The 22451-nt window shown below is 71.2% G+C and carries 16 protein-coding genes; 13 read left to right on the forward strand and 3 right to left on the reverse strand.

What is annotated here, in order from left to right; genetic code table 11:
* Positions 1 to 29 precede the first annotated feature (29 nt).
* The 5 genes from ACFYO2_RS35060 to ACFYO2_RS35080 all read left to right on the forward strand — a co-directional run bounded on the left by ACFYO2_RS35060 (position 30) and on the right by ACFYO2_RS35080 (position 7344).
* The gene (locus ACFYO2_RS35060) at positions 30 to 1112 is read left to right on the forward strand and encodes a sugar ABC transporter substrate-binding protein (RefSeq protein ID WP_388357389.1); all 1083 of its coding nucleotides are present in this window, start codon (positions 30 to 32) and stop codon (positions 1110 to 1112) included.
* Positions 1113 to 1330: 218 nt separating this feature from the next.
* The gene (locus tag ACFYO2_RS35065) at positions 1331 to 2122 is read left to right on the forward strand and encodes an ATP-binding cassette domain-containing protein (protein WP_388357336.1); all 792 of its coding nucleotides are present in this window, start codon (positions 1331 to 1333) and stop codon (positions 2120 to 2122) included.
* Positions 2119 to 3438, forward strand: a complete 1320-nt coding sequence (locus tag ACFYO2_RS35070; protein ID WP_388357338.1) for a sugar ABC transporter permease — start codon at positions 2119 to 2121, stop codon at positions 3436 to 3438. Before ACFYO2_RS35065 ends, ACFYO2_RS35070 begins: the two co-directional genes overlap by 4 nt.
* 300 nt (positions 3439 to 3738) lie before the next feature.
* A complete protein-coding gene (gene dxs, locus ACFYO2_RS35075; protein ID WP_388357340.1) occupies positions 3739 to 5667 on the forward strand; it encodes a 1-deoxy-D-xylulose-5-phosphate synthase in 1929 nt (642 codons plus the stop codon).
* A gap of 156 nt (positions 5668 to 5823) precedes the next feature.
* Entirely contained in the window at positions 5824 to 7344 is a 1521-nt protein-coding gene (locus tag ACFYO2_RS35080) for an amino acid permease (RefSeq protein WP_388357343.1), read from the forward strand.
* 42 nt (positions 7345 to 7386) lie between these two features.
* On the opposite strand, the gene ACFYO2_RS35085 is transcribed toward ACFYO2_RS35080, so the two are convergent.
* Complete coding sequence (locus tag ACFYO2_RS35085) at positions 7387 to 7761, reverse strand: NTP pyrophosphohydrolase (RefSeq protein ID WP_388357345.1); 375 nt, start codon at positions 7759 to 7761, stop codon at positions 7387 to 7389.
* Between the two features lie 43 nt (positions 7762 to 7804).
* Positions 7805 to 8695, reverse strand: coding sequence for an NAD(P)-dependent oxidoreductase (locus tag ACFYO2_RS35090; protein ID WP_388357348.1), 891 nt, complete (start codon positions 8693 to 8695; stop codon positions 7805 to 7807).
* A 135-nt stretch (positions 8696 to 8830) separates the two neighbouring features.
* Here ACFYO2_RS35090 and ACFYO2_RS35095 point away from each other — a divergent pair, with 135 nt between their 5' ends.
* Positions 8831 to 9847 (forward strand): hypothetical protein, encoded by a 1017-nt coding sequence (locus ACFYO2_RS35095; protein ID WP_388357349.1) that lies wholly within the window; start codon positions 8831 to 8833, stop codon positions 9845 to 9847.
* 255 nt (positions 9848 to 10102) lie between these two features.
* Positions 10103 to 11224, forward strand: a complete 1122-nt coding sequence (locus ACFYO2_RS35100) for a hypothetical protein (RefSeq protein WP_388357352.1) — start codon at positions 10103 to 10105, stop codon at positions 11222 to 11224.
* Positions 11225 to 11274: 50 nt separating this feature from the next.
* Here ACFYO2_RS35100 and ACFYO2_RS35105 read toward each other — a convergent pair whose 3' ends face one another.
* On the reverse strand, positions 11275 to 12360 hold the full coding sequence (locus ACFYO2_RS35105) for an LCP family protein (RefSeq protein ID WP_388357355.1): 1086 nt from the start codon (positions 12358 to 12360) through the stop codon (positions 11275 to 11277).
* A gap of 420 nt (positions 12361 to 12780) precedes the next feature.
* Here ACFYO2_RS35105 and ACFYO2_RS35110 point away from each other — a divergent pair, with 420 nt between their 5' ends.
* The 6 genes from ACFYO2_RS35110 (at position 12781) to ACFYO2_RS35135 (ending at position 22291) form a co-directional block, all read left to right on the forward strand.
* Positions 12781 to 14436: a stealth family protein gene (locus ACFYO2_RS35110; RefSeq protein ID WP_388357357.1), complete on the forward strand. Its 1656-nt coding sequence runs from the start codon at positions 12781 to 12783 to the stop codon at positions 14434 to 14436.
* A 15-nt stretch (positions 14437 to 14451) separates the two neighbouring features.
* Complete coding sequence (locus ACFYO2_RS35115; RefSeq protein ID WP_388357359.1) at positions 14452 to 16074, forward strand: sugar phosphotransferase; 1623 nt, start codon at positions 14452 to 14454, stop codon at positions 16072 to 16074.
* Entirely contained in the window at positions 16071 to 17846 is a 1776-nt protein-coding gene (locus ACFYO2_RS35120) for a stealth family protein (RefSeq protein ID WP_388357362.1), read from the forward strand. Before ACFYO2_RS35115 ends, ACFYO2_RS35120 begins: the two co-directional genes overlap by 4 nt.
* On the forward strand, positions 17843 to 19939 hold the full coding sequence (locus ACFYO2_RS35125) for a glycosyltransferase family 4 protein (protein WP_388357365.1): 2097 nt from the start codon (positions 17843 to 17845) through the stop codon (positions 19937 to 19939). The genes ACFYO2_RS35120 and ACFYO2_RS35125 overlap by 4 nt, the downstream gene beginning before the upstream one ends.
* An 86-nt stretch (positions 19940 to 20025) precedes the next feature.
* On the forward strand, positions 20026 to 21993 hold the full coding sequence (locus ACFYO2_RS35130) for a hypothetical protein (RefSeq protein ID WP_388357368.1): 1968 nt from the start codon (positions 20026 to 20028) through the stop codon (positions 21991 to 21993).
* Between the two features lie 169 nt (positions 21994 to 22162).
* A complete protein-coding gene (locus ACFYO2_RS35135; protein ID WP_388357371.1) occupies positions 22163 to 22291 on the forward strand; it encodes a hypothetical protein in 129 nt (42 codons plus the stop codon).
* Positions 22292 to 22451 lie beyond the last annotated feature (160 nt).

A 22451-nucleotide genomic window follows, 5' to 3' on the forward strand; every position in this document is an offset into this window, starting at 1 on the left:
GTCAGGGAGGTTACAAAGTGAACACGCGTATGCGTCGTACCGCCGTTGCTGTCGCGATCGGAGCGCTCGCCGTCTCGGTGGCCGCTTGTGGCAAGGCCGGCGACGACGACTCGGACAGCGGCAGCAGCTCGGGCGGCAAGTCGATCGGCCTGCTTCTTCCCGACAACGTCACGGCTCGTTACGAGAAGTTCGACAAGCCCTACTTCGAGGACAAGGTCGCCGCGCTCTGCTCCGACTGCAAGGTCGAGTACGCGAACGCCGCGGCCGACTCGGCCAAGCAGGCGCAGCAGGTCAGCAGCATGATCACCAAGGGCGTCAAGGTCATCGTGATCAGCGCTCAGGACTCCGCCGCGATCAAGTCCTCGATCCAGAAGGCGGTCGACAAGGGCGTCAAGGTCATCGCGTACGACCGTCTGGCCCAGGGCCCGGTCTCCGCGTACGTCTCCTTCGACAACGTCAAGGTCGGCGAGCTCCAGGGCCAGGCCCTGCTCGACGCCCTCGGCTCCAAGGCGACCCCGAAGTCCAAGGTCGTCATGATCAACGGTGACGACGCCGACCCGAACGCCGGACAGTTCAAGGAAGGCGCCCACAAGGCCCTCGACGGCAAGGTGGACATCGCCTACGAGCAGTCGGGTCTGTGGAAGGACACGATCGCCGCCCAGAAGATGTCGGCCGCGATCACCCAGCTCGGCGCCAAGAACATCTCGGGCGTCTACGCCGCCAACGACGGCATGGCCGGTGGTATCGCGACCGCCCTCAAGGGCGCCGGCATCAGCGGCATCCCGCTGACCGGTCAGGACGCGGAGCTCGCCGGTATCCAGCGCATCGTCGCCGGCACCCAGTCCAGCACCGTCTACAAGGCCTTCAAGCCGGAGGCCGAGGCGGCCGCCCAGCTCGCGGTCAACCTGCTCAACGGCAAGAGCATCGACGACCTGGCCACCGAGACGCTGACCAGCGGCTCCGGCGACAAGGTGCCCTCGCAGCTGCTGACCCCGGTCTCGGTCACCGTCGACAACATCAACGACACAGTGGTCAAGGACAAGCTCTACACCGTCGCCGACATCTGCACCGCGGCCTACGCCGCCAAGTGCAAGGCAGCCGGTCTGCAGTAGGAGCCGCCGAGCGGCACACAGAGCCTGTCCGGCGCCCGCCCCACCTTCACACCCCGCTGCGGGGCGGGCGCCGGACGGAAGCATGAATCGACCCCCGCTCAGCCGTTGCCAAGAGGCATCGGCCGCGCGCATGTTCATCTTGTAAACCAGTGCCTCGAGCACAACCCTCCGCGCCTTTCGACAAGCGCGGCATCCCCGCCGGTCAGGCGGCGAAGGAGATGGTTCACGTGTCCGCTACGCCCGTGTTGGCGTTGCGCGGAGTCTCCAAGCGATTCGGTGCGGTGCAGGCCCTCACCGACGTCGAACTGGAGGTCCACGCCGGAGAAGTGGTCGCCCTGGTGGGCGACAACGGCGCAGGAAAGTCCACTCTCGTCAAGACGATCGCCGGCGTGCACCCCATCGATGAGGGCGTCATCGAGTGGGGCGGCAAGCCGGTCAGCATCAACAAGCCGCACGACGCCCAGGGACTCGGCGTCGCGACGGTCTACCAGGACCTCGCCCTGTGCGACAACCTGGACGTCGTCGGCAACCTCTACCTCGGCCGTGAGTTGCTGCACCGCGGTGTCATCGACGAGGTCACGATGGAGAAGAACGCCCGCGAGCTGCTGAACACCCTCTCCATCCGCATCCCCAGCGTGCGCATCCCGATCGCCAGCCTCTCCGGCGGTCAGCGCCAGGTCGTCGCGATCGCCCGCGCGCTGATCGGCGACCCCAAGATCGTCATCCTGGACGAGCCCACCGCGGCCCTGGGCGTCGAGCAGACCGCGCAGGTCCTCGACCTGGTCGAGCGGCTGCGCGAGCGCAACCTCGGCGTCATCCTCATCAGCCACAACATGGCTGACGTGAAGGCAGTCGCGGACACCGTCGCCGTCCTGCGCCTGGGCAAGAACAACGGGTCCTTCCCGGTGAAGGACACCACCCACGAAGAGATCATCGCCGCGATCACCGGTGCCACGGACAACGCCGTGACCCGTCGTGCCGGGCGTCGCACCACGGAGGCGGCAAAGTGAGCGACACGTCCAAAACCGTGAAGAAGGATACGGAGTCGGCCTCCCAGGTCACCGTCGCCCCGGCCGACGACCCGACGGCCGCGGCGGTCACCGTCGTCGACCCGCGGCTGCTGATCCGCGAAGAGGGTCTCAAGGGTTACTGGACCGAGTTCAAGCGGAAGCTGAAGGGCGGCGAGCTCGGCTCCCTGCCGGTCGTCGTCGGTCTGATCGTCATCTGGACGATCTTCCAGGTGCAGAACGACCGGTTCCTCAGCGCCGACAACCTCTCCAACATCAGCTACTACCTCTCGGCCACCGGCATGCTCGCCATCGGCCTGGTGTTCGTGCTGCTGCTGGGCGAGATCGACCTGTCCGTCGGCTCCGTCAGCGGCCTGGCGTCCACGCTGTTCGCCGTCTTCGTGGTCGACCACGGAGTGAACTCGTGGCTGGCCCTGGTGCTGACCGTGATCACCGGTATCGGCATCGGCGCCCTGCACGGCTGGTTCTTCGCCCGGATCGGCGTACCGGCCTTCGTGGTGACCCTGGCGGGCTTCCTCGGCTGGAACGGTCTGATGCTGTGGCTGCTCGGCGAGAGCGGCACCATCAACATCCCGGACGACGGTCCGGTGCACCTCTTCGGCCAGAGCTCGTTCTTCATGGATCAGGCCGTCATAGGTGGCTATCTGCTGGCCGGTCTCGGTGTCGCCGCCATGCTCGCGGGTTCGCTCATCGACCAGCGCCGCCGTCGCGCCGCCGGGGTGCCCTTCCGGGCCACCAGTGAGATCGCGCTGCGGGTCGGAGCCCTCGCGGTGGCCGCGTTCGTCGCCGCGTACGTCCTGAACTCGTCCGCCGGTGTGTCCAACGCGCTGGTGATCTTCCTCGCGTCGCTGGTGATCGTGGACTTCGTGCTGCGGCGTACGCCGTACGGCCGCAAGATCTTCGCGGTCGGCGGTGGCATCGAGGCCGCCCGCCGTGCCGGTATCAACGTGTCCATGATCCGTATCACCGTGTTCGCCATCGCCGGTGGCTTCGCGGCGGTCGGCGGCATGTTCTTCGCCGGGCAGACGCAGAGTGCGACGCTGAACGCCGGTGGCGGCAACACGCTGATGCTGGCGATCGCCGCGGCGGTCATCGGTGGTACGAGTCTGTTCGGTGGGCGGGGCAATGTGTGGTCCGCGCTGCTGGGCATGCTGGTGATCCAGTCGATCCAGACGGGTCTGGACCTGCTGAACATGAACACGTCCATCCAGTACATGATCACTGGTGCGGTGCTGTTGGGTGCGGTTGTCATCGACTCCGTCTCGCGTAGGAGTCAGAAGGCCGCGGGGCGCGCGTAGCGCGTTCGCGCCGTGGGGGCGCGGTTCGTATGGCGGGTGCCGGCCCGTTGTGGCTGGTCGCGCAGTTCCCCGCGCCCCTGAGGGCGTTGCGGTTCCGCCCATGTGAAGGAGGCCCGCCCTCCTGAGGGCGCCTCAGTTGCCCGGCACGGAAAAGTGCCGGGCAACAGTCGTGTCGTGGGAGTGCCGCAACCTGGGTACAGGCGAACGCGTGACGTATGACGCACTGCCCGGGCGCGGGGCGCAAAGGCGGAACATTAGACTCGACAAGCCCGGCAACAGCTCTACTGCAAGGAGGCACGGGTGCCGCTGCTGACCCGCATCAGGGGACCGCGTGATCTGGACCGGCTCAGCCTTGAGCAGCTGGACCAGCTGGCCGAGGAGATCCGGAACTTCCTCGTCGACGCCGTCTCCAAGACCGGCGGCCACCTGGGCCCGAACCTCGGTGTGGTCGAGCTGACCATCGCCCTGCACCGGGTGTTCGACTCGCCGAAGGACAAGGTGCTCTGGGACACCGGACACCAGTCCTACGTGCACAAGCTGCTCACCGGCCGTCAGGACTTCTCGAGGCTGAAGATGAAGGGCGGCCTCTCGGGCTACCCCTCGCAGGCCGAGTCCGAGCACGACGTCATCGAGAACAGCCACGCCTCGACGGTCCTCGGCTGGGCCGACGGCATCGCCAAGTCCCACCAGATCCTCAAGCGCGGCGACCACGTGGTCGCCGTGATCGGCGACGGCGCCCTGACCGGCGGCATGGCCTGGGAGGCGCTCAACAACATCGCGGCCGCCAAGGACCGCCCGCTGGTCATCGTCGTCAACGACAACGAGCGGTCGTACGCGCCGACCATCGGCGGCCTCGCCGACCACCTGGCGACGCTGCGGACCACGGACGGGTACGAGCGGTTCCTCGCCCGCACCAAAGAGGTGCTGGAGCGCACGCCCGTCGTCGGGCGCCCGCTGTACGAGACCCTGCACGGGGCCAAGAAGGGCCTCAAGGACTTCATCGCCCCCCAGGGCATGTTCGAGGACCTCGGCCTGAAGTACGTCGGCCCGATCGACGGCCACGACATCGAGGCCCTGGAGTCCGCGCTGGCGCGTGCCAAGCGCTTCGGCGGGCCGGTCATCGTGCACTGCCTCACCGAGAAGGGCCGCGGCTACCAGCCCGCCCTCCAGGACGAGGCGGACCGCTTCCACGCCGTCGGCAAGATCCACCCCGACACCGGCCTGCCGATCTCCACCTCCGGCGCCGACTGGACCTCCGTGTTCGGCGAGGAGATGGTGAAGCTCGGCAAGGAACGCGAGGACATCGTCGCCATCACGGCCGCCATGCTGCAGCCGGTCGGCCTCGACAAGTTCGCCAAGGCCTTCCCGGAGCGGGTCTACGACGTCGGCATCGCCGAGCAGCACGCCGCCGTCTCCGCGGCGGGCCTCGCCACGGGCGGTGTGCATCCGGTGTTCGCGGTGTACGCCACCTTCCTCAACCGCGCCTTCGACCAGGTCCTCATGGATGTCGCCCTCCACAAGTGCGGTGTGACCTTCGTCCTGGACCGGGCCGGTGTCACCGGCACCGACGGCGCCTCCCACAACGGCATGTGGGACATGTCGATCCTCCAGGTCGTCCCCGGCCTCAGGCTCGCCGCCCCGCGCGACGCCGACCAGGTCCGCGCCCAGCTGCGCGAGGCCGTCGCGATCGACGACGCGCCGACCGTGGTCCGCTTCTCCAAGGGCGCCGTCGGCCCCGCCGTACCCGCCGTGGGACGTGTCGGCGGCATGGACGTGCTGCGCGAGCCCGGCACCGACACCCCGGACGTGCTCCTCGTCTCCGTGGGCGCCCTCGCGCCCATGTGCCTGGAGATCGCGAACCTCCTCGACAAGCAGGGCATCTCCACCACCGTCGTCGACCCGCGCTGGGTCAAACCCGTCGACGAGGCCATGGCCCCGCTCGCCGAGCGCCACCGCGTGGTCGTCACCGTCGAGGACAACTCCCGCGTCGGCGGCGTCGGTTCCACGATCGCGCAGGCCCTGCGCGACGCCGGCGTCGACGTACCGCTGCGCGACTTCGGCATCCCGCCGCGCTTCCTCGACCACGCCTCCCGCGCCGAGGTCATGGCGGAGATCGGCCTCACCGCCCCCGACATCGCCCGCCAGGTCACCGGCCTGGTCTCGAGGCTGGACGGAAGGTATGGCAGCACGGCGGCCGAGGTCGACTCGGTGGAGACCGCCCGCGACTGACCCGGGCCGTCCGTGACCGACACACCCGAATGGGCCGGTGGCACCACTCTTCACAGTGGTGCCACCGGCCCATTCGCGTGAATCCGCCCGCGTCGGGGCATACGCACTACGCCCCCTCTCGATCATGTCGAGGACGACAAAGCGTGGGAGGTACCCGTGAGCAGCACCCTTTTCCGGACGAAGAATGTCGAGCAGTCCATCCTCGACACCGAGGAACCCGAGCACGCGCTCAAGAAGTCCTTGTCCGCGCTGGACCTGACCGTCTTCGGCGTCGGTGTCATCATCGGCACCGGCATCTTCGTCCTGACCGGCACCGTCGCCAAGAACAACGCCGGTCCCGCCGTCGCCCTGGCCTTCGTGGTGGCCGGGGTCGTGTGCGCGCTCGCCGCGCTCTGCTACGCCGAGTTCGCCTCCACCGTCCCGGTGGCCGGCTCGGCGTACACCTTCTCGTACGCCTCCCTCGGTGAACTGCCCGCCTGGATCATCGGCTGGGACCTGGTCCTGGAGTTCGCGCTCGGCACCGCGGTGGTCGCCGTCGGCTGGTCCGGCTACATCGCCTCGCTGCTGGACAACGCCGGCTGGCAGGTGCCGGAAGCGCTCGGCAGCAGGGACGGGGCCGACGGCTTCGGCTTCGACATCCTCGCCGCCGCGCTCGTCCTGGTGCTCACCTGCATCCTCGTGCTGGGCACCAAGCTCTCCGCGCGCGTCACCTCGCTGGTCGTCGCCATCAAGGTGACGGTCGTCCTGACCGTGATCATCGCGGGCGCCTTCTTCGTCAAGGGCGACAACTACGAGCCGTTCATCCCGAACGCGAAGGAGGTGCCGGCGGGAGACAGTATCCAGTCGCCGCTCATCCAACTGATCTTCGGGTGGGCGCCGTCCAACTTCGGCGTGATGGGCATCTTCACCGCCGCCTCCGTCGTGTTCTTCGCCTTCATCGGCTTCGACGTCGTGGCCACGGCCGCCGAGGAGACCAGGAACCCGCAGCGGGACATGCCCCGCGGCATCATCGGCTCGCTCATCATCTGCACCGTCCTGTACGTCTTGGTGTCGATCGTCGTGACCGGCATGCAGCACTACACAGACCTGTCGATCACCGCGCCGCTCGCCGACGCCTTCAAGGCCACCGGGCACCCCTGGTTCGCGGGCTTCATCAGCTTCGGCGCCGCGGTCGGCCTGACGACGGTCTGCATGATCCTGCTTCTCGGCCAGACCCGGGTCTTCTTCGCGATGAGCCGCGACGGGCTGCTGCCGCGATTCTTCTCCCACGTCCACCCGCGGTTCAAGACGCCGCACCGCCCGACCATCCTGCTCGGCGTGATCATCGCGATCGTCGCCGGCTTCACCCCGCTGAGCGAACTCGCCGAGCTGGTGAACATCGGCACCCTGTTCGCCTTCGTGGTCGTCGCGATCGGGGTGATCATCCTGCGCAGGTCCCGCCCCGACCTGCCCCGGGCCTTCCGCACCCCCTGGGTGCCCGTCCTGCCGATCGTGTCGGTGCTCGCCTCGCTGTGGCTGATGCTGAACCTGCCCACCGAGACCTGGCTCCGCTTCGCCGGCTGGATGCTCCTCGGCTTCCTCGTCTACTTCCTCTACGGCCGCTCCCACAGCCGTCTCGGCCGACAGCAGGCCGCGGTCGGCCAGGGCACGAAGCCGCCGAGCGGCAGCGAAGGGTAACCGTCGGGCGGGACCCGTCGGACCCGTTGGGCAGACCGGTCTTCAGGCCGGCCTGACGGTCCGCGGTCCTGCCACCTCGGCCCCCAACCCCTCGACCCGGCGCCGCAGTTCACGGTCCGCCGTGACGACCAGGACCGGACGGTCACCCGCCCGGTCCACCAGGCCCACGATGTGGTCGTCCCCGCTGCCCGGCGCGGATTCCACGTGCACGCCCGGTACCGACTCCACGCCACGGGCCGTCCCCTCGACGACGAGGACCAGCTCCACCGGCCCGGCGCGCCCTGGTACCCTGTCCGCCGCCAGCCGGTCCCGCAGCCGCTCCGCGGCGCCCCGCCGGTCCCGCCACCACCCGTCGGGCACCGACCCGACGACGTTCGCGGCGTCCACGATCACGAGCAGCGGGGCGTTGTCGTCCATACCGGCCAGGGTCCCACGGCCGATGGGGGAGCAGAGCGCCGGTTCAGTCCTCCCCCTTCTCGTCGAAGCTCGCGAAGTACGCCGCCACCATGTCCTCGTCGGCATGGCCCTGCGCGGCCGCCCGCTCCATCCGCTCCGCGCTCGCGAGCGCCACGTCCAGCCGTACGCCGCTGCGCTCGCCCGCCTCGACGATGAGACGGGCGTCCTTGGCGGCGGTGGCCACCGCGAACTGGGGCGGGGTCAGCCGGTCGTCGAGCACCAGCCCGGCCTTGGCACGCAGGTAGCCCATGTCGAGCGGGCCGCCCTCGATGAGGTCGAAGAAGTGCCGCGGGTCGACGCCGAGGGCCTGGGAGAGGGCCAGCACCTCGCCGGTCGCGGCGGTGGCGGCGATGACCCAGCTGTTGGCCACCAGCTTCAGCCGCGTTGCGGAACCGGCCGCGCCGTCCGCACCGGTCCACACCGTCCGCGCGCCGACCGCGTCGAAGACCGGCGCCACCGCGGCCCGGCCCTCGTCCGGTCCGGCAGCCAGCACGGTCAGCTGCCCGGCCTCCGCGGGCTGACGCGTGCCCAGCACCGGCGCGTCGAAGAAGACGAGTCCGTGCTCGCGGGCGAAGCCGGCCAGTTCGCCGATCGCCTCGATGCCCGCGGTCGTCGACTGCACCCAGGCGGCGCCGGGACGCAGGCCGGGCGCCGCCTCACGCATCACGTCCAGGGCGGCGGGCCCGTCGTACAGCATGGTCAGGACGACGTCGGCATCCGCGACCGCCGCGGCGGGGGTGTCGGCGATCTCGATGCCGTCGGCGGCGAGGGGTTCGGCCTTGTCGCGGGTGCGGTTCCAGGCCCGGACGGTGTGTCCCGCGCGGGCAAGGTTGCGGGCCATCGCGGCCCCCATGATCCCGGTGCCGAGAACGCTCACGGTGAGGGTGTCGGTCATGACGTCGACTTCCTGTCCTCTCGCGGTGCCAACTACTGCGGACCAGCCTGCCCCATCAGAGCGGAAGGCGTCGGCCTCCCCCCTGCACCTGGGGGCGGGCCGTGCCCTGTGACCCCCTCCGATTAAAGTGAACCGGTGAACGGCGACTGGCTCCTGCGCGGCCGAGACGGCCGCCTCATCGTGTATCTGCCTGCGGGCGACGCCGTGCTCTGCCGGGCCGAGCGCGTCCCCGACGGCCCCTGGGAGGCTGCACGCCGGGTGGGCGGCGACCAGAAACTGCAGCCGGTGCTCGCGGTCGGCCAGGGCGCCGACGGCTACGCCCATCTGGCCTCCTGGCGGCCCACCGCCTCCGGCGAGTCGGGCCTGGTGCACTCCACGCACTTCAGGCCCCGGCTCGCCGCCCTCGACTGGCTCCCGATCGGGCACCCCAACAAGAAGGGCCCCCGCACCGGCCCGCCCGCCGTCGCGGTCGACGCGCAGGGCCGCGCCCACGTCTTCGTACGGAACAAGGGCGGCGGCGTGAGCATGATCGCCCAGAAGGAGAAGGGCGGCTGGGACCCCTGGCGCGACCTCAAGGGCAGTGATGTACAAGAGGAGTTGGCGGCGGTGACGGGGGAGTCCGGCCTCGTCGAGCTGTACGCGGCAGCCCCCGGCGGCATCCTGCACTGGCGGCAGGAGAAGCCGGGCGCCCAGCCGGTCCTGGAGGAGGCGATCGAGGCCCCGGTGCGCCCCGGCACCCTGCGGGCCCTCGCCACGTCCCCGGAGAGTACGACCCTCTTCTTCGCCGACACCTCCGGCGACCTGTGCGCCTGGCGGCCCGGCGCCAAGCCGGTCACGCTCCTCGCCTCCGCGGGCCCCGGCCTGGTCTCCGCCGTGCGCTGCGAACTCGACGGGCACGATTGCACGTTGGTCGCCCAGCGCTCCGCGAGCGGCCGGGTGGCGTTCGCCGCCTACCCCACCGAGCAGGAGTCGGCGGGCGCCTGGTGGACCGAGTCGGGGCCCCAACTGCCCGTGGACGCCGAGGTGTCCCTGACCGTCGACGAGGACGACAGGGTCGTCGCGGCGACGCTCTCCCCGTCGAGCGGACAACTGCTCCTCACCCGCCGCAAGGACGAGCCGGGCCTCGCGCTGGAGGCCTGGCGGCTGGTGTGAGAGGTGGGGCCACGGGGCGCCGGGGGCGAGAGACGGCACGGGGCGCGCTCGGGGACGATCGGGGCCGGGCTCCCAGTGGCGCCCGTCGTACGCGAACGGCCGGCGGCCGGGCTCGCGCGGCGCGCGCGTCCTGCACAGGGTCGCCATGCGCTGTTCACCGAACGCTCATCCTATGATGGGCCAGCTCGGCCCCGTACACAGGTTCGGGACTGGCGGGTCAGCCGGCCGAGCGTCACGGAAGGGAAAGGTCACGTCATGCGGACCAGATCCGGGCGCGCCGCGCCCCGCGGGAGAACGGCCGAGGTCGTCGACCGGACCGCGGCCGAAGGTCACGCGGCGCAGGGCACCGTGGACGGCCGCTGGCTGACCCTGGGCAAGGACGGCCGTCTGACCGCCTACGCCCGTACCCGGGCGGGCCTGCTGCGGTGGACCGAGGTCCGGCCGGGCGGCCCGGCATGGACGGGCCCCGACTTCTTCCCGGTCGCGAACCTGACCCACCTGTACGTCGCCCAGGGCACCGACACCTACGTCCACTTCCTCGGCCGGCGCGAGGTCGCCAGGGGCGACGGCCCGCCCGCCGTCGACGTCGTGCACGCCGTCCAGTACCAGACCGGTCGCCCCGTCACCGAGTGGCGCTCGCTCGGCAACCCCCACCAGGACCGCGAGAAGGCCGCCCGCTTCGGCGTCCCGGTGGCCGCGGTCGGCGAGTCGGGCCGTGTGCACGTCTTCGTCCGCAACGCCGGTGGCGGGGTGATGCTGCGCCGGGAGGCCCCCACCGGGAAGTGGGAGCCGTGGACGGACCTCACGGGCAGCGGTGTGCGGGACGGACTCGCCGCGGTCGCCCACGACACCGGGCGTATGGAGCTGCTGGCCGGCGGCGAACAGGCCGCGATGTGGTGGCGCCAGCCCGAGCCCGACGGCGACTTCCGGCCGGAGCCGAACATCCCGGTCCGGGTGGCGCCGGGCACGGCGAGCGTCCTGTCGACCGGGCCCGACCGGGCGACGTACTACTGGGCCGACCCCGACACGGGCGGGCTCGTCGCACACCGCCCAGGCGGCTGGGTGATCCCGCTCGGCGGCGCCCCGGCGGGGGATCCGGTAGCGGTGCTGCGTGCGACGCTCGACGGCTACGACTGCACGCTGCTGGCCCACCGCGATCTCGACGCTCAGGTCATGCTCGCCGCGTTCGGCACCGAGAACGAGCAGGGGGGCGTGTGGTGGTCGCCGACCGGGGAACGCTCCGTGGGCGCCCCGGCGTTGGCGCTCGACGGCCACGGCCGGGTCGTGCTCGCCGTGCTCGGCCAGGACGGAGCGCTGCACATCTCCCGGCAGACCTCCGAGCCGGGGTTCTCGCTGGCCCCGTCGATCCGCGTCTGACCGCCGGACGGGGCCCCGCGGGGATTCAGCCCCCTGGCTCAGACTTTGGCTCAGCCCCCGGCCGGTGACTTCTTGGCCGACTCGGGTACGTCCTGGTCCTTGCGCAGCGCCTCCCACAGCTGTTCGGCCTGCGGCTGGGCGGCGACCACCCGGTTCGGGTCCTGGTCGTCGTACTTCACCGGCAGCATGATCGTCTCCATGGAGGCCGGGTCGACCCCGTTCATGCTGCGGCTGAACTCGGCGAGTTGGGTGAGGGAGGCGAGGTCGGAGTCGGTGGTGAGGGACTCGGTGAGCTCGTCGGCGATCTTGTAGGTCTTGGTGGGGCTGCCCAGCAGGTCCTGCTGCTTGATCTCGGAGAGCAGGGCGATCATGAACTTCTGCTGGAGACCGATGCGGCCGAGGTCGCTGCCGTCGCCGTAGCCGTACCGGGTGCGCACGAACTGCAGGGACTCGGTGCCGTTCAGCCGGTGGGTGCCGGAGCCGAGGTCGAGGCCGCTGTTGCCGTCCTTGATCGGTTCGTCGAGGGTGACGGTCACGCCGCCGATGGCGTCCACGAGGCCCTTGAAGCCGGCGAAGTCGATCTCCATGTAGTGGTCCATGCGGACCCCGGACATCTGTTCCACGGTCTTGACCACGCAGGCCGGACCGACCTGCGCGTAGATGGAGTTGAACATCACGCGCTTCGCCGAGGCGACCTCGGTGCCGTCGGACTTCGCGCACGCGGGCCGGGTGACCAGGGTGTCGCGCGGGATGCTGACGGCGACGGCCTTCGTGCGGCCCTCGGGTATGTGCATCACCAGCGCGGTGTCGGAGCGCGCTCCGGAGACCTTGCCCCCGTCCAGCGCGGCGTTGGCGCCGGCGCGCGAGTCGGAGCCCAGGACCAGGATGTTCTGGCCGGAGGTGGGCAGTTTCTCGGGCCGGTCGCCGCCGATCGCGTCATTGATGTCGACGCCCTTGATGTTGCCGTCGAGGTCCTGGTAGAGCCAGTAGCCGGTGCCGCCCGCGGCCAGTACGACGGTGACCAGGCCCAGCGCCACCCAGCGGCCCACGCGTCGTCGGCGCGGTGCGGCGGCCCTGCGGCCCGACGGCGCTCGCCTTGATCTGCGGGGGCTGGTGTCCGTCGGGGCATGCGTCATGCCTCGGTCCTCTCTCACTCAATGGCTCGTTGCCTGGGTCCGTACGTGGGGGGCACGAGTGGGGGGAGAGGGGCCGGGCCGCGCGCGGTGAACGCCGTGATGTGCCCGAACTATAGACGGATTTCCGGGTCGGCCGGTGCCAGGTGTCCGTTAACCCGCCCGATTCCCGATGTTCAATGGTTGCACGAATGACCGTGTGTTTTGGGTTACTTGTGATTCCCGTTGACAGCTATGTGGGCTCATGGTGATGATGTGCCGGGCCTGTGAAGGTTAAATCTTTGGTGTGAATGAAGTGCCGACGAAACAGTCGGCTGAGTGTGGTCGCGGATTCGAGCCGGGGGGCACGAGGGCGGGCGACCACAGGGGCTCACCGTCGGCCTCGGCCGGGTGAGGAACGAGGGAGAGTGGCTGAGGTGCTGCGTGCGTCGGGCCGTGAAGGGCGGCGGCGTGACGGCCGTATCTGATCACGTCGTCCGGCAGGCGCCGGGCGCAGCCGTCCACACCGCGCGGGGCGAGGGGGGACACCCGCGGCCGGTCGCGGCCGGGTCCACGACCTTCACCCCCGAGCACGGCGACGTCTACGTCGAGCCGGGACTCACCCCGCTGGCGGCCCGCGAGGCCAACCGCTCCGCGCTCACCGCCCTGCTCGACACGGCCGGCGTGGCCCACTTCGCCGTCCGCGGCACCTCCGACCACGGCACGGTGATCGCCGTCGCCGAGGACGACCGGGACCGGGTGCTGGCCGTGGTGTTCCGCGGGATGAGCCAGTTCCCGGGGCACCTGAGTGTGATCGACCCGGACGCGCCGCGGCCCGCCAAGCCCGTCTCCTCGCGGGACGCCAAGGCCTGGCGCGCGGTCGCCGGCGCCCGGATCCTGCAGATCAGCTGGTACCGCACCGACCCGGGCCGGCACCTGCTGCTCGGTCACGAGTACGGCTGCGCGATCGAGTTCTGGCAGCGGCACGGAAGCCACCTGGTCGCGCCCCGCGCCAACCGGGCCGCCTGGGCCGTCGCCGCCGACGGGGGGAACGTCCTCGGCGCCGCCCGGCTGTTCAGCCGCTTCGTGTCGGACTGGACCCCGGCCCCGCTCGCGCCCGCCCTGGCCACCCGCCCCGAGTTCCTGGTGCACTGCGCCGACGACATCGCCTTCCCCGTCGACGCCGTCTACACCTGGGTCGACGGCGACGACCCGGCCTGGAAGCAGCGCAAGGCACAGGCCAAGGGCGAGGTGTACCACGCCGAGTCGGCGAGCGACGCCCGCTTCATCAGCCGTGACGAACTGCGCTACTCGGTGCGCTCGATCCACCTGTTCGCGCCGTGGATCCGCAACATCTACATCGTCACCGACGACCAGGTGCCGCCCTGGCTGCGCGAGGACGTGCCCGGGCTGCGCATCGCCACGCACCGGGAGATCTTCCGCAATCCGGCGGACCTGCCGACCTTCAACTCGCACTCGATCGAGAGCCAGCTGCACCACATCGAGGGCCTGGCCGAGCACTTCCTGTACTTCAACGACGACATGTTCATGGGCCGCCCGGTGGCCCCGCACGCCTTCTTCACCCCCACCGGCACGGCGCGCTACTTCCCCTCGCGCAACCGCATCCCGCAGGGGCAGGTCGTGGAGACCGACACCCCGGTCGACGCCGCGTGCAAGAACAACCGAGCCCTACTGCTAGAACGTTTCGGCAGAGTGATCACCCAGCCCATGGAGCACATCCCGTACGCGCTGCGCCGCTCCGCGATGGAGGAGGCCGAACGCGACTTCCCCGAGGCCTGGGCGCGCACCTCGGCCAGCAGGTTCCGGGCGATGACCGACCTGTCGCCGACCTCGTCCTTCGCGCTCTACTACGCGGCGCTGACCGGACGGGCCCAGCCCGGCTCGATGCCCTTCACCTATCTCCAGCTCGCCGTGCCCGACCTCGCCGACCGGCTGCGACGCCTGCTCGACGGACGTGACCAGGACACCTTCTGTCTCAACGACGCCTTCTCCACACCCGAGGACATCGAGGCCCAGCAGGAGTTGCTGGACGGCTTCCTCGATTCCTACTTCCCCACACCCAGCCCCCACGAGCGATGAAACGGAGTTCATGACGTGTCGGACCCGACGTCCATGAGCTCCGCAGCCCAGGTCTACAAGCGGTTCGTCCCCCAGCCGGTGCGCGCGGCCGCGACCACCACGCTGCCGGTGGGCGTACGACGCAAGGTCAAGCGGCAGCTGGCCCGCACCCTCGGCCGGCGCGAGGCACGACTGCACCGCCGCGCACTGCGCCGGGTGCGCAAGGCGGAGTTCGGCCACTCCGAACGCCGTACCAAGGCACCCGACGGCAGGCTCGGCCACGTCCACACCGGACTCACCGTCGACCTGGCCCGCCGGCTCGACCACGACCTGGTCACCCAGGCCCTCGACACGGCCGACATCCCCTGGTTCGCCGTACCCGCGCTCGACGACCGCCGCATCTGCCTGGCCGTCGACCAGCAGGACAAGGGCACCGTCCGCCGGGTGCTACGCGCGTTGCTGGAGGAACACACCGGCTATGTGGTCTCCGTGTCTCCGGCGCAGAGCGACACCTCGGACATCCCGGGCAGCCATGTGAAGGCGTGGAAGCACTACGCCAAGGCCAAGGTCATCCGTCTGACCTGGCTGCGCACCGACCCCACCGAACAGCTCTGGGCCGGCGAGGACCAGGGCATCGAGATCGAGTTCTGGACCACCGACACGAAACTGCCCCAGGAACGCCTCGTCGGCCCCCGCCCCAACCGGGTCCAGCGATCCGTGCCCAGCGACGCGCCCGGCGTCGAGATCGGCCTCGACCGGCTGTGCGGCTACGCCGACATCGACGGCGACCTGGAGCCGACGATCACCCTGGAGACCTTCGACGTCCTGCGCCTCGAAGAGATCACCTTCCCCCTCGACGCGGTCCTGCTGTGGCAGCATCCGACCCCCTGGGGCGAGGAACTGCTGCGCGCCGCGCTGCGCTCCCTGCACCAGTACGCGCCCTGGGTGGACGTCGTCCACGTGGTCGCCGAGGCCGAGCCGCCCGCCTGGCTGAAGGCCGGCGACCGGCTCACCGTGGTCCGCACCCGGCCGGGCGCCGAGTGGTACCTGCACCAACTGCCCGACCTCGCCGAGCACTTCCTGCTGCTGCGCCCCGGCGCCCTGTTCGGCCGGCCGGTCCGCCCCTTCGACTACTTCACACCGAGCGGTTCGACCCGCCCCCGGCGCGGCCCCTGGAACGCCCAGGAGTCCTTCGCGCCGTGGACTCGCGCCGCGTACTCCGCCACCGGCCGGGTCGCCTCCCACGGCTACGCGCACGGTCCGCAGCCGCACCGCGCCGAGACCCTCGCCCGGCTCGCCGGGACGGGAAGCGCCCCGCTCCCGCTCGACGACGGGCAGTGGCTGCCCGTCGTCCCCGGCACCCACCCCATGGACGGCATGGTCCACCACGTCGGACACACCGCCGGACTCGCCGAGCCCTCCGGGGAGGCGTCCGTGACGCTGCACGCCGCGCTGCCCGGCATCGCCTCCCACCTCACCCGGCTCCTCGTGCGCCGCGACACCCAGCAGATCCAGTTCCTCGGGCTCGGCACGGAAGAGGCGCGCACCCGGGGCGGCACCAAGGCCGTCGTGCGGTTCCTGCACCGCTACTTCCCCGTCCCGAGCGTCTTCGAGCAGGACGCCTCCCACTCCTCCGACAAGGCGGACAACCGGCCGTGAGCATGGGCAACCCCGAGGCAACCGCCGCGGTCGGGGCATACCGCACCCTGGTCCCGGCCGGGCTGAGACGCCGTATCGCGCGCCGGGTCCCGATCCGACTGCGCATGGCGCTCAAGCACGTGCTGCGCCGGCTGCACGCCTTCGGCCTGGTGACCCGCGTGGTCCGTGGCGTGCGGGCCCGCCGCCGCTGGCCGCACCTGTTCGGACCGGGCGAGCGGCTCGCCGCGCTGGCCGGACACAGCGCCCGGATCGCCCTGGTCCGGCCGACCGTCTCGCCGCTCGGGCTGCGCGAGGCCAACCTCGAACTCGTCGTCACCGCCCTGGAGGAGGCCGGCGTCGACTACTTCGCGGTCCGCGGGACCTCCGACTTCCGCTCCTGCCTCGCCGTCGCCGAGGGCGACCGGGACCGGGTCGCCGGGGCGTTGCGGCGCTGCGCCGAGCACAGCCCCGTCTACCTGCGCGCCTGCCGGGGCGAGGCCGCCCAGGGGCGGACGGCGCTGGCCGGCTCCCGGCCCGGCCGCCACCTCGCCGACACGGCCGCCGTGCTGCGCGTCGGCATGATGTGGAGCGACCCGGCCGGCTCCCTGCTGCTGGGCCTGGAACACGGCTGCGACATCGAGTTCTGGCGGCCCGAGGAGGGACGCCTGCTGGCCCCGCGGCCCAACCGCGTCACCGAGGACGTCGCCCTCGACGAACCCCGGGTCACCGTCCCGGTCAGCCTCCTGACGGGTTTCGCCGCCCTGCACACCCGCCGCACCCGCTCGGTGCGCACCATCCGGCCGTGCGCCGACCCGCTGCCCGAGGACGTACGGTTCCCCATCGACGTCGTCTACACCTGGGTCGACGGCAGCGACCCCGACTGGCAGCACCGACGCGGCGGCTACGGCGAGCGCGGCTACCACACCGAGTCCGCCAACGCGGCCCGCTACATCAGCCGTGACGAACTGCGCTACTCCCTGCGCGCGCTGGAGCAGAACGCCCCCTGGGTGCGCCACGTCTACCTGGTGACGGACCGACAGCGGCCGGTCTGGCTCAACGACAGCCACCCGCGCGTCACGGTCGTCGACCACACGGAGATCTTCGAGGACCCGGCCGCGCTGCCCACCTTCAACTCGCACGCCATCGAGAGCCGGTTGCACCACATCAAGGGCCTGGCCGAGCACTTCCTGTACTTCAACGACGACATGTTCCTCGGCAGCCCGGTCACCCCCGGCGACTTCTTCCTGTCCAACGGCATGACCCGCACCTTCTTCTCGCCGTCCCAGGTGCCCCGCTGGGACCCCAGCCCCGTGGACCGCCCGGTCGACGCGGCCGGCAAGAACAACCGGCGGCTCCTCCAGGAGCACTTCGGCACCGCCATCGTGCAGAAGCTGCGGCACGCCCCCTACGCGCTGCGCCGCAGCGTGCTCCAGGAGATCGAGCACACGTTCGCCGACGAGCACCTGCGCACCTCGCACAGCCGGTTCCGCAGCGCAAGCGACATCTCCATCCCCTCCTCGCTCTACCACTACTACGCCTACTTCACCGGCCGAGCCGTGCCCTCGAACATCAGCTTCGCCTACCTCGACCTCGCCAGGCCGGAGATCCAGCGCCGGCTCGGCATCCTGCTCGCCCGCCGCAACCGGCAGGCCTTCTGCATCAACGACACCCTCTCCGACGGCCACGACACCGACCGCCAGACGGTGATGCTCCGCCGCTTCCTGGAGTCCTACTACCCCGTGCCGAGCCCCTTCGAATGGAAGGACGGACAGAAGGAGCGTGAGGTCCGGTGAAGATCTCCTTCCTGATCAACAACATCTACGGCATCGGCGGCACCAACCGCACCGTCATCAACCTCGCCGAGGCGCTCTCCGTCCGCCACGAGGTGGAGATCGTCTCGGTGTTCCGGCGCGCCACCGCCACCAAGTTCGAGATCTCCCCGCGCATCACCGTCCGCGCCCTGGTCGACCTGCGCCCCGGCTCAGCCGACCGGGACGCCGCCGGCAGCGACGAACCGAGCGAGGTGGTACCGCGCCAGGAGGAGTTCTACGCCCAGTACAGCCGGTTCACCGACGGCCGCATCATCCGTGACCTGGAGAAGACGACCGCCGACGTCGTCGTCGGCACCCGGCCCAGCCTCAACCTCTTCGTCGCCGCCCACACCAGGGACGGCGCCCTGCGCGTCGCCCAGGAGCACATGACCCACCTGGCCATCCCGCCGGCGGTGCGCGCGGAGATGGCCCGGGTCTACCCGCGCCTGGACGCCATCACGACCGTCACCGAGGCCGACGCGCGCTCCTTCATGGAGAACACCCCGATCCCGGGCATCCCCGTCGTCGGCATCCCCAACAGCGTGCCCGAGCCGGCCGTCGCCCCCTCCGACTGCACGCGCAGGGTCGTCGTCAGCGCCGGCCGCATGCATCAGATCAAGCGGTACGACCTCCTCATCCGTGCCTTCTCCGCCCTGGCCGAGGAGTTCCCCGACTGGCAGCTGCGCATCTACGGCGACGGCGGCGAGGCCGGCAAGCTGCGCACCCTCGTCACCGAACTCGGCCTGACCGGGCGTGCGTTGTTCATGGGCGGCTTCTCCCCGATCGAGTCGGAGTGGGCCAAGGGCTCCATCGCGGCCGTCACCTCCAGCGCCGAGTCCTTCGGCATGACCCTGGTCGAGGCGATGCGCTGCGGCCTGCCCGTGGTCTCCACCGACTGTCCCGTCGGCCCCCGCGAGATCCTGCGCGACGGCGAGGACGGCTTCCTCGTGCCCAACGGCGAGGTCGAGGGCATCGCCTGGGGCCTGCGCCGCCTCATGGCCGACGAACCGCTGCGCCGCACCATGGGCGCCGCCGCCCTGCGCAACGCCGCCCGCTACGACCCGGCCGCGGTGGCCGACCGCTATCTGGAGCTCTTCGAGGAGGCCGCCCGCCGCCGCGCCGCCGCTCAGCGCGGCTACCGCGCACCCGCCGCGGGCCGCGGGACCGGACCCGACCAGCTGACCGTGCCGCCGGTCGCCCTCCGCTCGGCCGTCGTCGACGTCACCGCCGACGATGCCGGCTGGCTGCGGTTCAGCGCGGACGGGCCCGCCGAGGGCCGCCGCCGCTGGCAGTTCGTCCTGCGTCACAAGGCCGTCGACGGGGTACGCCGCCCCGACCTGCCCCTGCGCACCTCGCGCAAGGACCTCGACAACGGCGGCATCCACTACAGCGCCGTCCTCACCCCGTCGGCCCTCGACGAACTCGGCGACGGACGCTGGCAGGTGACCATGGGCGCCCCCAAGACAGCCCCTGTCCACATGAAGGCCGGCGTCCGCGACACCCGCGCCCTCATCGACGCCCGCGCCCGTCTGATCGCCCGCCCGCCGTCCGGCCCCATCGGCTGGAACCTTCCCTACGCCCAGCCGAACGGCCGGCTGATGCTGCGCACGGTCGTGCGCGAGGAACACGCCGAGTGCACCGGCGTCGAGGTCGGCGACGGCGCCGTCACCCTGCGCGGTGTGCTGTGCGGCGGACGTCGGATCGAGGCCGGCGCGCTGTTCATCGTCAGCCGCCGCGGCCGACACGGAAAGAGCTTCTCCGTACCCGTGCAGGTCACCGGCCGCCAGGCGTTCCGGGCCGAGGCACCCCTGCGCAGAGTCGTCGACCACCGGCTGGAACGCTGGGAGGACTGGGACTGGTGGCTGCAGCCCGACCCGTTCGACCGGCGCAAGGTGCGCGTCTGCCATGTGCTGGAGGACTTCCCCGACGTCAAGGCCGCGTACGTCTACCCGTCCGTCCCCCTGGTCGGCGACGAGCCCTCGCCGTACGCGGTGGTCCACCCGGCCCGTCCGGTGTGGGTGCGGCCGTACTGCTCGGCCTCGGGGGCGATGGCCATGAACGTGGTGGACCGGTGAGCGCCGGTGACCCACACCGACAAGACCGCCGGAAGAGTCCCATGAACACTTACGACCCAGCTGACCGCGACGCCCGAGGAGGCCCGATGACCGCCGCGACCCGAACCGTCCTCCATGTCGTCGCGCACCAGGACGACGACCTGTACTTCATGAACCCCGACCTGGTCCGCTCCCTCCAGGACGGCGACCGGATCGCCACGGTGGTCGTCACCGCGGGCGAGGGCGACGGCATCAACGTCGACACCAACGAGCCCGAGCGCCGCTCCGTCGCACCGGACTTCGCCCGCTACAGCACCGAGCGGGGCTGCGGACTGCGCTCCGCGTACGCCCGGATGGCCACCGGAAACCGCGACCATCCCTGGCAGCGCGAGCCCGTGGACCTGGTGCCCGGGTTCGCCGCGGAGCGGTTCACGCTCGTCGGCAACGACCACGTGAGCCTGTACTTCCTCCAGCTGCACATGGGCGCGCCCACCGAGCGTGGCACCCGCACCCGGCTCCACGACCTCTGGGAGGGCGCCCTGCGCACCCAGGCCACGCTGCCGGTGCACGGCTGCACGGTCGGCGAGGTCCAGCACGTCTCCCGTGAGCAGGTGATCGGCGGGCTGGCCGCCCTGTTCGAACACGTCCGGCCGACCACGGTGCGCACGATGGACCCCGACCCCGAACACGACGGCGGTCGGCCGGAGTTCGTGTGCTCCGACCACGTCGACCACACGACCACCACCCAGTTCGCGCTCGCCGCCCTGGCCCGGTACCGCGAGGCCGGCCACAATCCGGTGGTCGAGCACTACCGCGCATACGCCAATCGCTTCTGGGGCTTCAACCTGGACTCGACGGCGGCCACCGAGAAGGCCGAGTACCTGGCGACGTACGCCGGTCTCGACGCCCCCACCGTCTGCCCGCACGGCACCTGCCAGACCTGCGGCGACCGGCAGTTGGGGCCCGACCCGTTCCGCAGTACGCACATGATGAGCGCCGCCTACCGCTACTCGCCGATCACGAACTGGTTGCGCCTGGGCCCGGGCGGACGGCTCAACGCCTTCGGGGTGCTGGCCGGCCGCCTCGCCTTCTGGACGGAGACCGGCCCCGGCAGCGGCGATTGGAAAGGGCCCTACGTCCTCGGCGACGGCTGGATCGCGCCCACGCTCGCCGTGACCGGGCTGCCCGGCGGCCCGGCCGAGCTGGTCGGCCTGCGCCGGCAGCACGTGGTCGGCGGCGGAGTGACCGTCGACGTCGTGCACACGGCTCAGGACCCCGGCGGCGACGGCTTCAACGGCTGGCAGTCCCTGGAGAACCCCGACTGGGCGCACGGCGACGGCCGTCGCCAGCGCGAGGCGGGCGTGCCCTCGGCCGCGGTCGACGCGGCCGGCCGGCTGCATGTCTTCGTCCGCAACTTCGACCAGGGCATCAGCCTCCGCCGCCGGGACACCGACGGCGGCTGGGCCCCGTGGGAGAACCTCGGCGGCAGCTTCGTCCAGGACGCGGGCACCGCCCTGACCACCGAGCGCGGCACCGTCGAGCTGTACGTGCCGGGGAAGAACTCGGTGTGGCGCTGGCACCAGACCGAGCCCGGCGGCGCCTTCCTCCTCGACGACACCCTCAAGACCGGCCGGCCGGCGACCGGCGGAATCACCGCCGTCGACTCGGGCGGCGGCCGTACCTGCCTCTACTTCCGGGAGGCCGGCACCCAGCAGGTGATGGCCTACCGCCAGCACGCCGACGGCCGCTGGCCCGGTTCCGGCGCCGGAGTCGGCGGGCACGGCGGCACCGGCGCCGTCGCCGCGCTGTGGGCGCCCGAACGCGGCGCCCGTGAGGCCTTCCTGGCGCACCGCGGCAGCCGCGGCCGGCTCGTCGTCTCGCTGCCGGACCGGGACAAGGACGTCTCCGGCACGCACTGGCACGAGTCCGGCGAGATGTTCGCACACGCACCGGCGATGGCGTACGACGCGACGGGCGCGCTGGTCGTCGCCGTCATCGGTACGGACGGGAAACTGCACACCCGCCGCCAGCTCGCTCCGGCCGTGGGCAGTCCGCTGGGACCTTGGCGTCCCTGACGCAATCGCTCCACCGTCCGACACGGAAAGCGGGTAGATCCATGGCAGTTGGACGAAGAGTGTTCCTGGGCGGCTTCACCGCGGGCGCGGTGACCGTCGCGGCCGGCGGCGCGGAAACGGCGTCGGCCGCGGCGGGGTACACGGATCGGCCATCCTCGCGGAGGGCGCGGTGCGGCTCGCGGACGTCGACGCGGAACCGACCAACGCGCCCGCCGCGGCCGGCGGCGGCTCTCTCTACGCCAAGGACGGCAAGCTGTACTGGAAGGGCGTCGGCGGCACCCCCACCCGGCTGGCGTGAGGGAGGACGAGCGTGCAACTGACCGTTCCTGGACAGTGAGCGGGGAGTCCACGCACTGGCACGCCCCGAACGGTCTTGGGCGCTCCCCCAGAGGGGGCACCCCCAGGTCGTCCGCTTTCGCCTCCGGGTGGCGACACGGATCCTGTCCGTGGTCCGATCC

Origin of the sequence: Streptomyces sp. NPDC006602, from assembly GCF_042870385.1 — a bacterium.
In the GTDB taxonomy this organism is placed as follows: domain Bacteria; phylum Actinomycetota; class Actinomycetes; order Streptomycetales; family Streptomycetaceae; genus Streptomyces.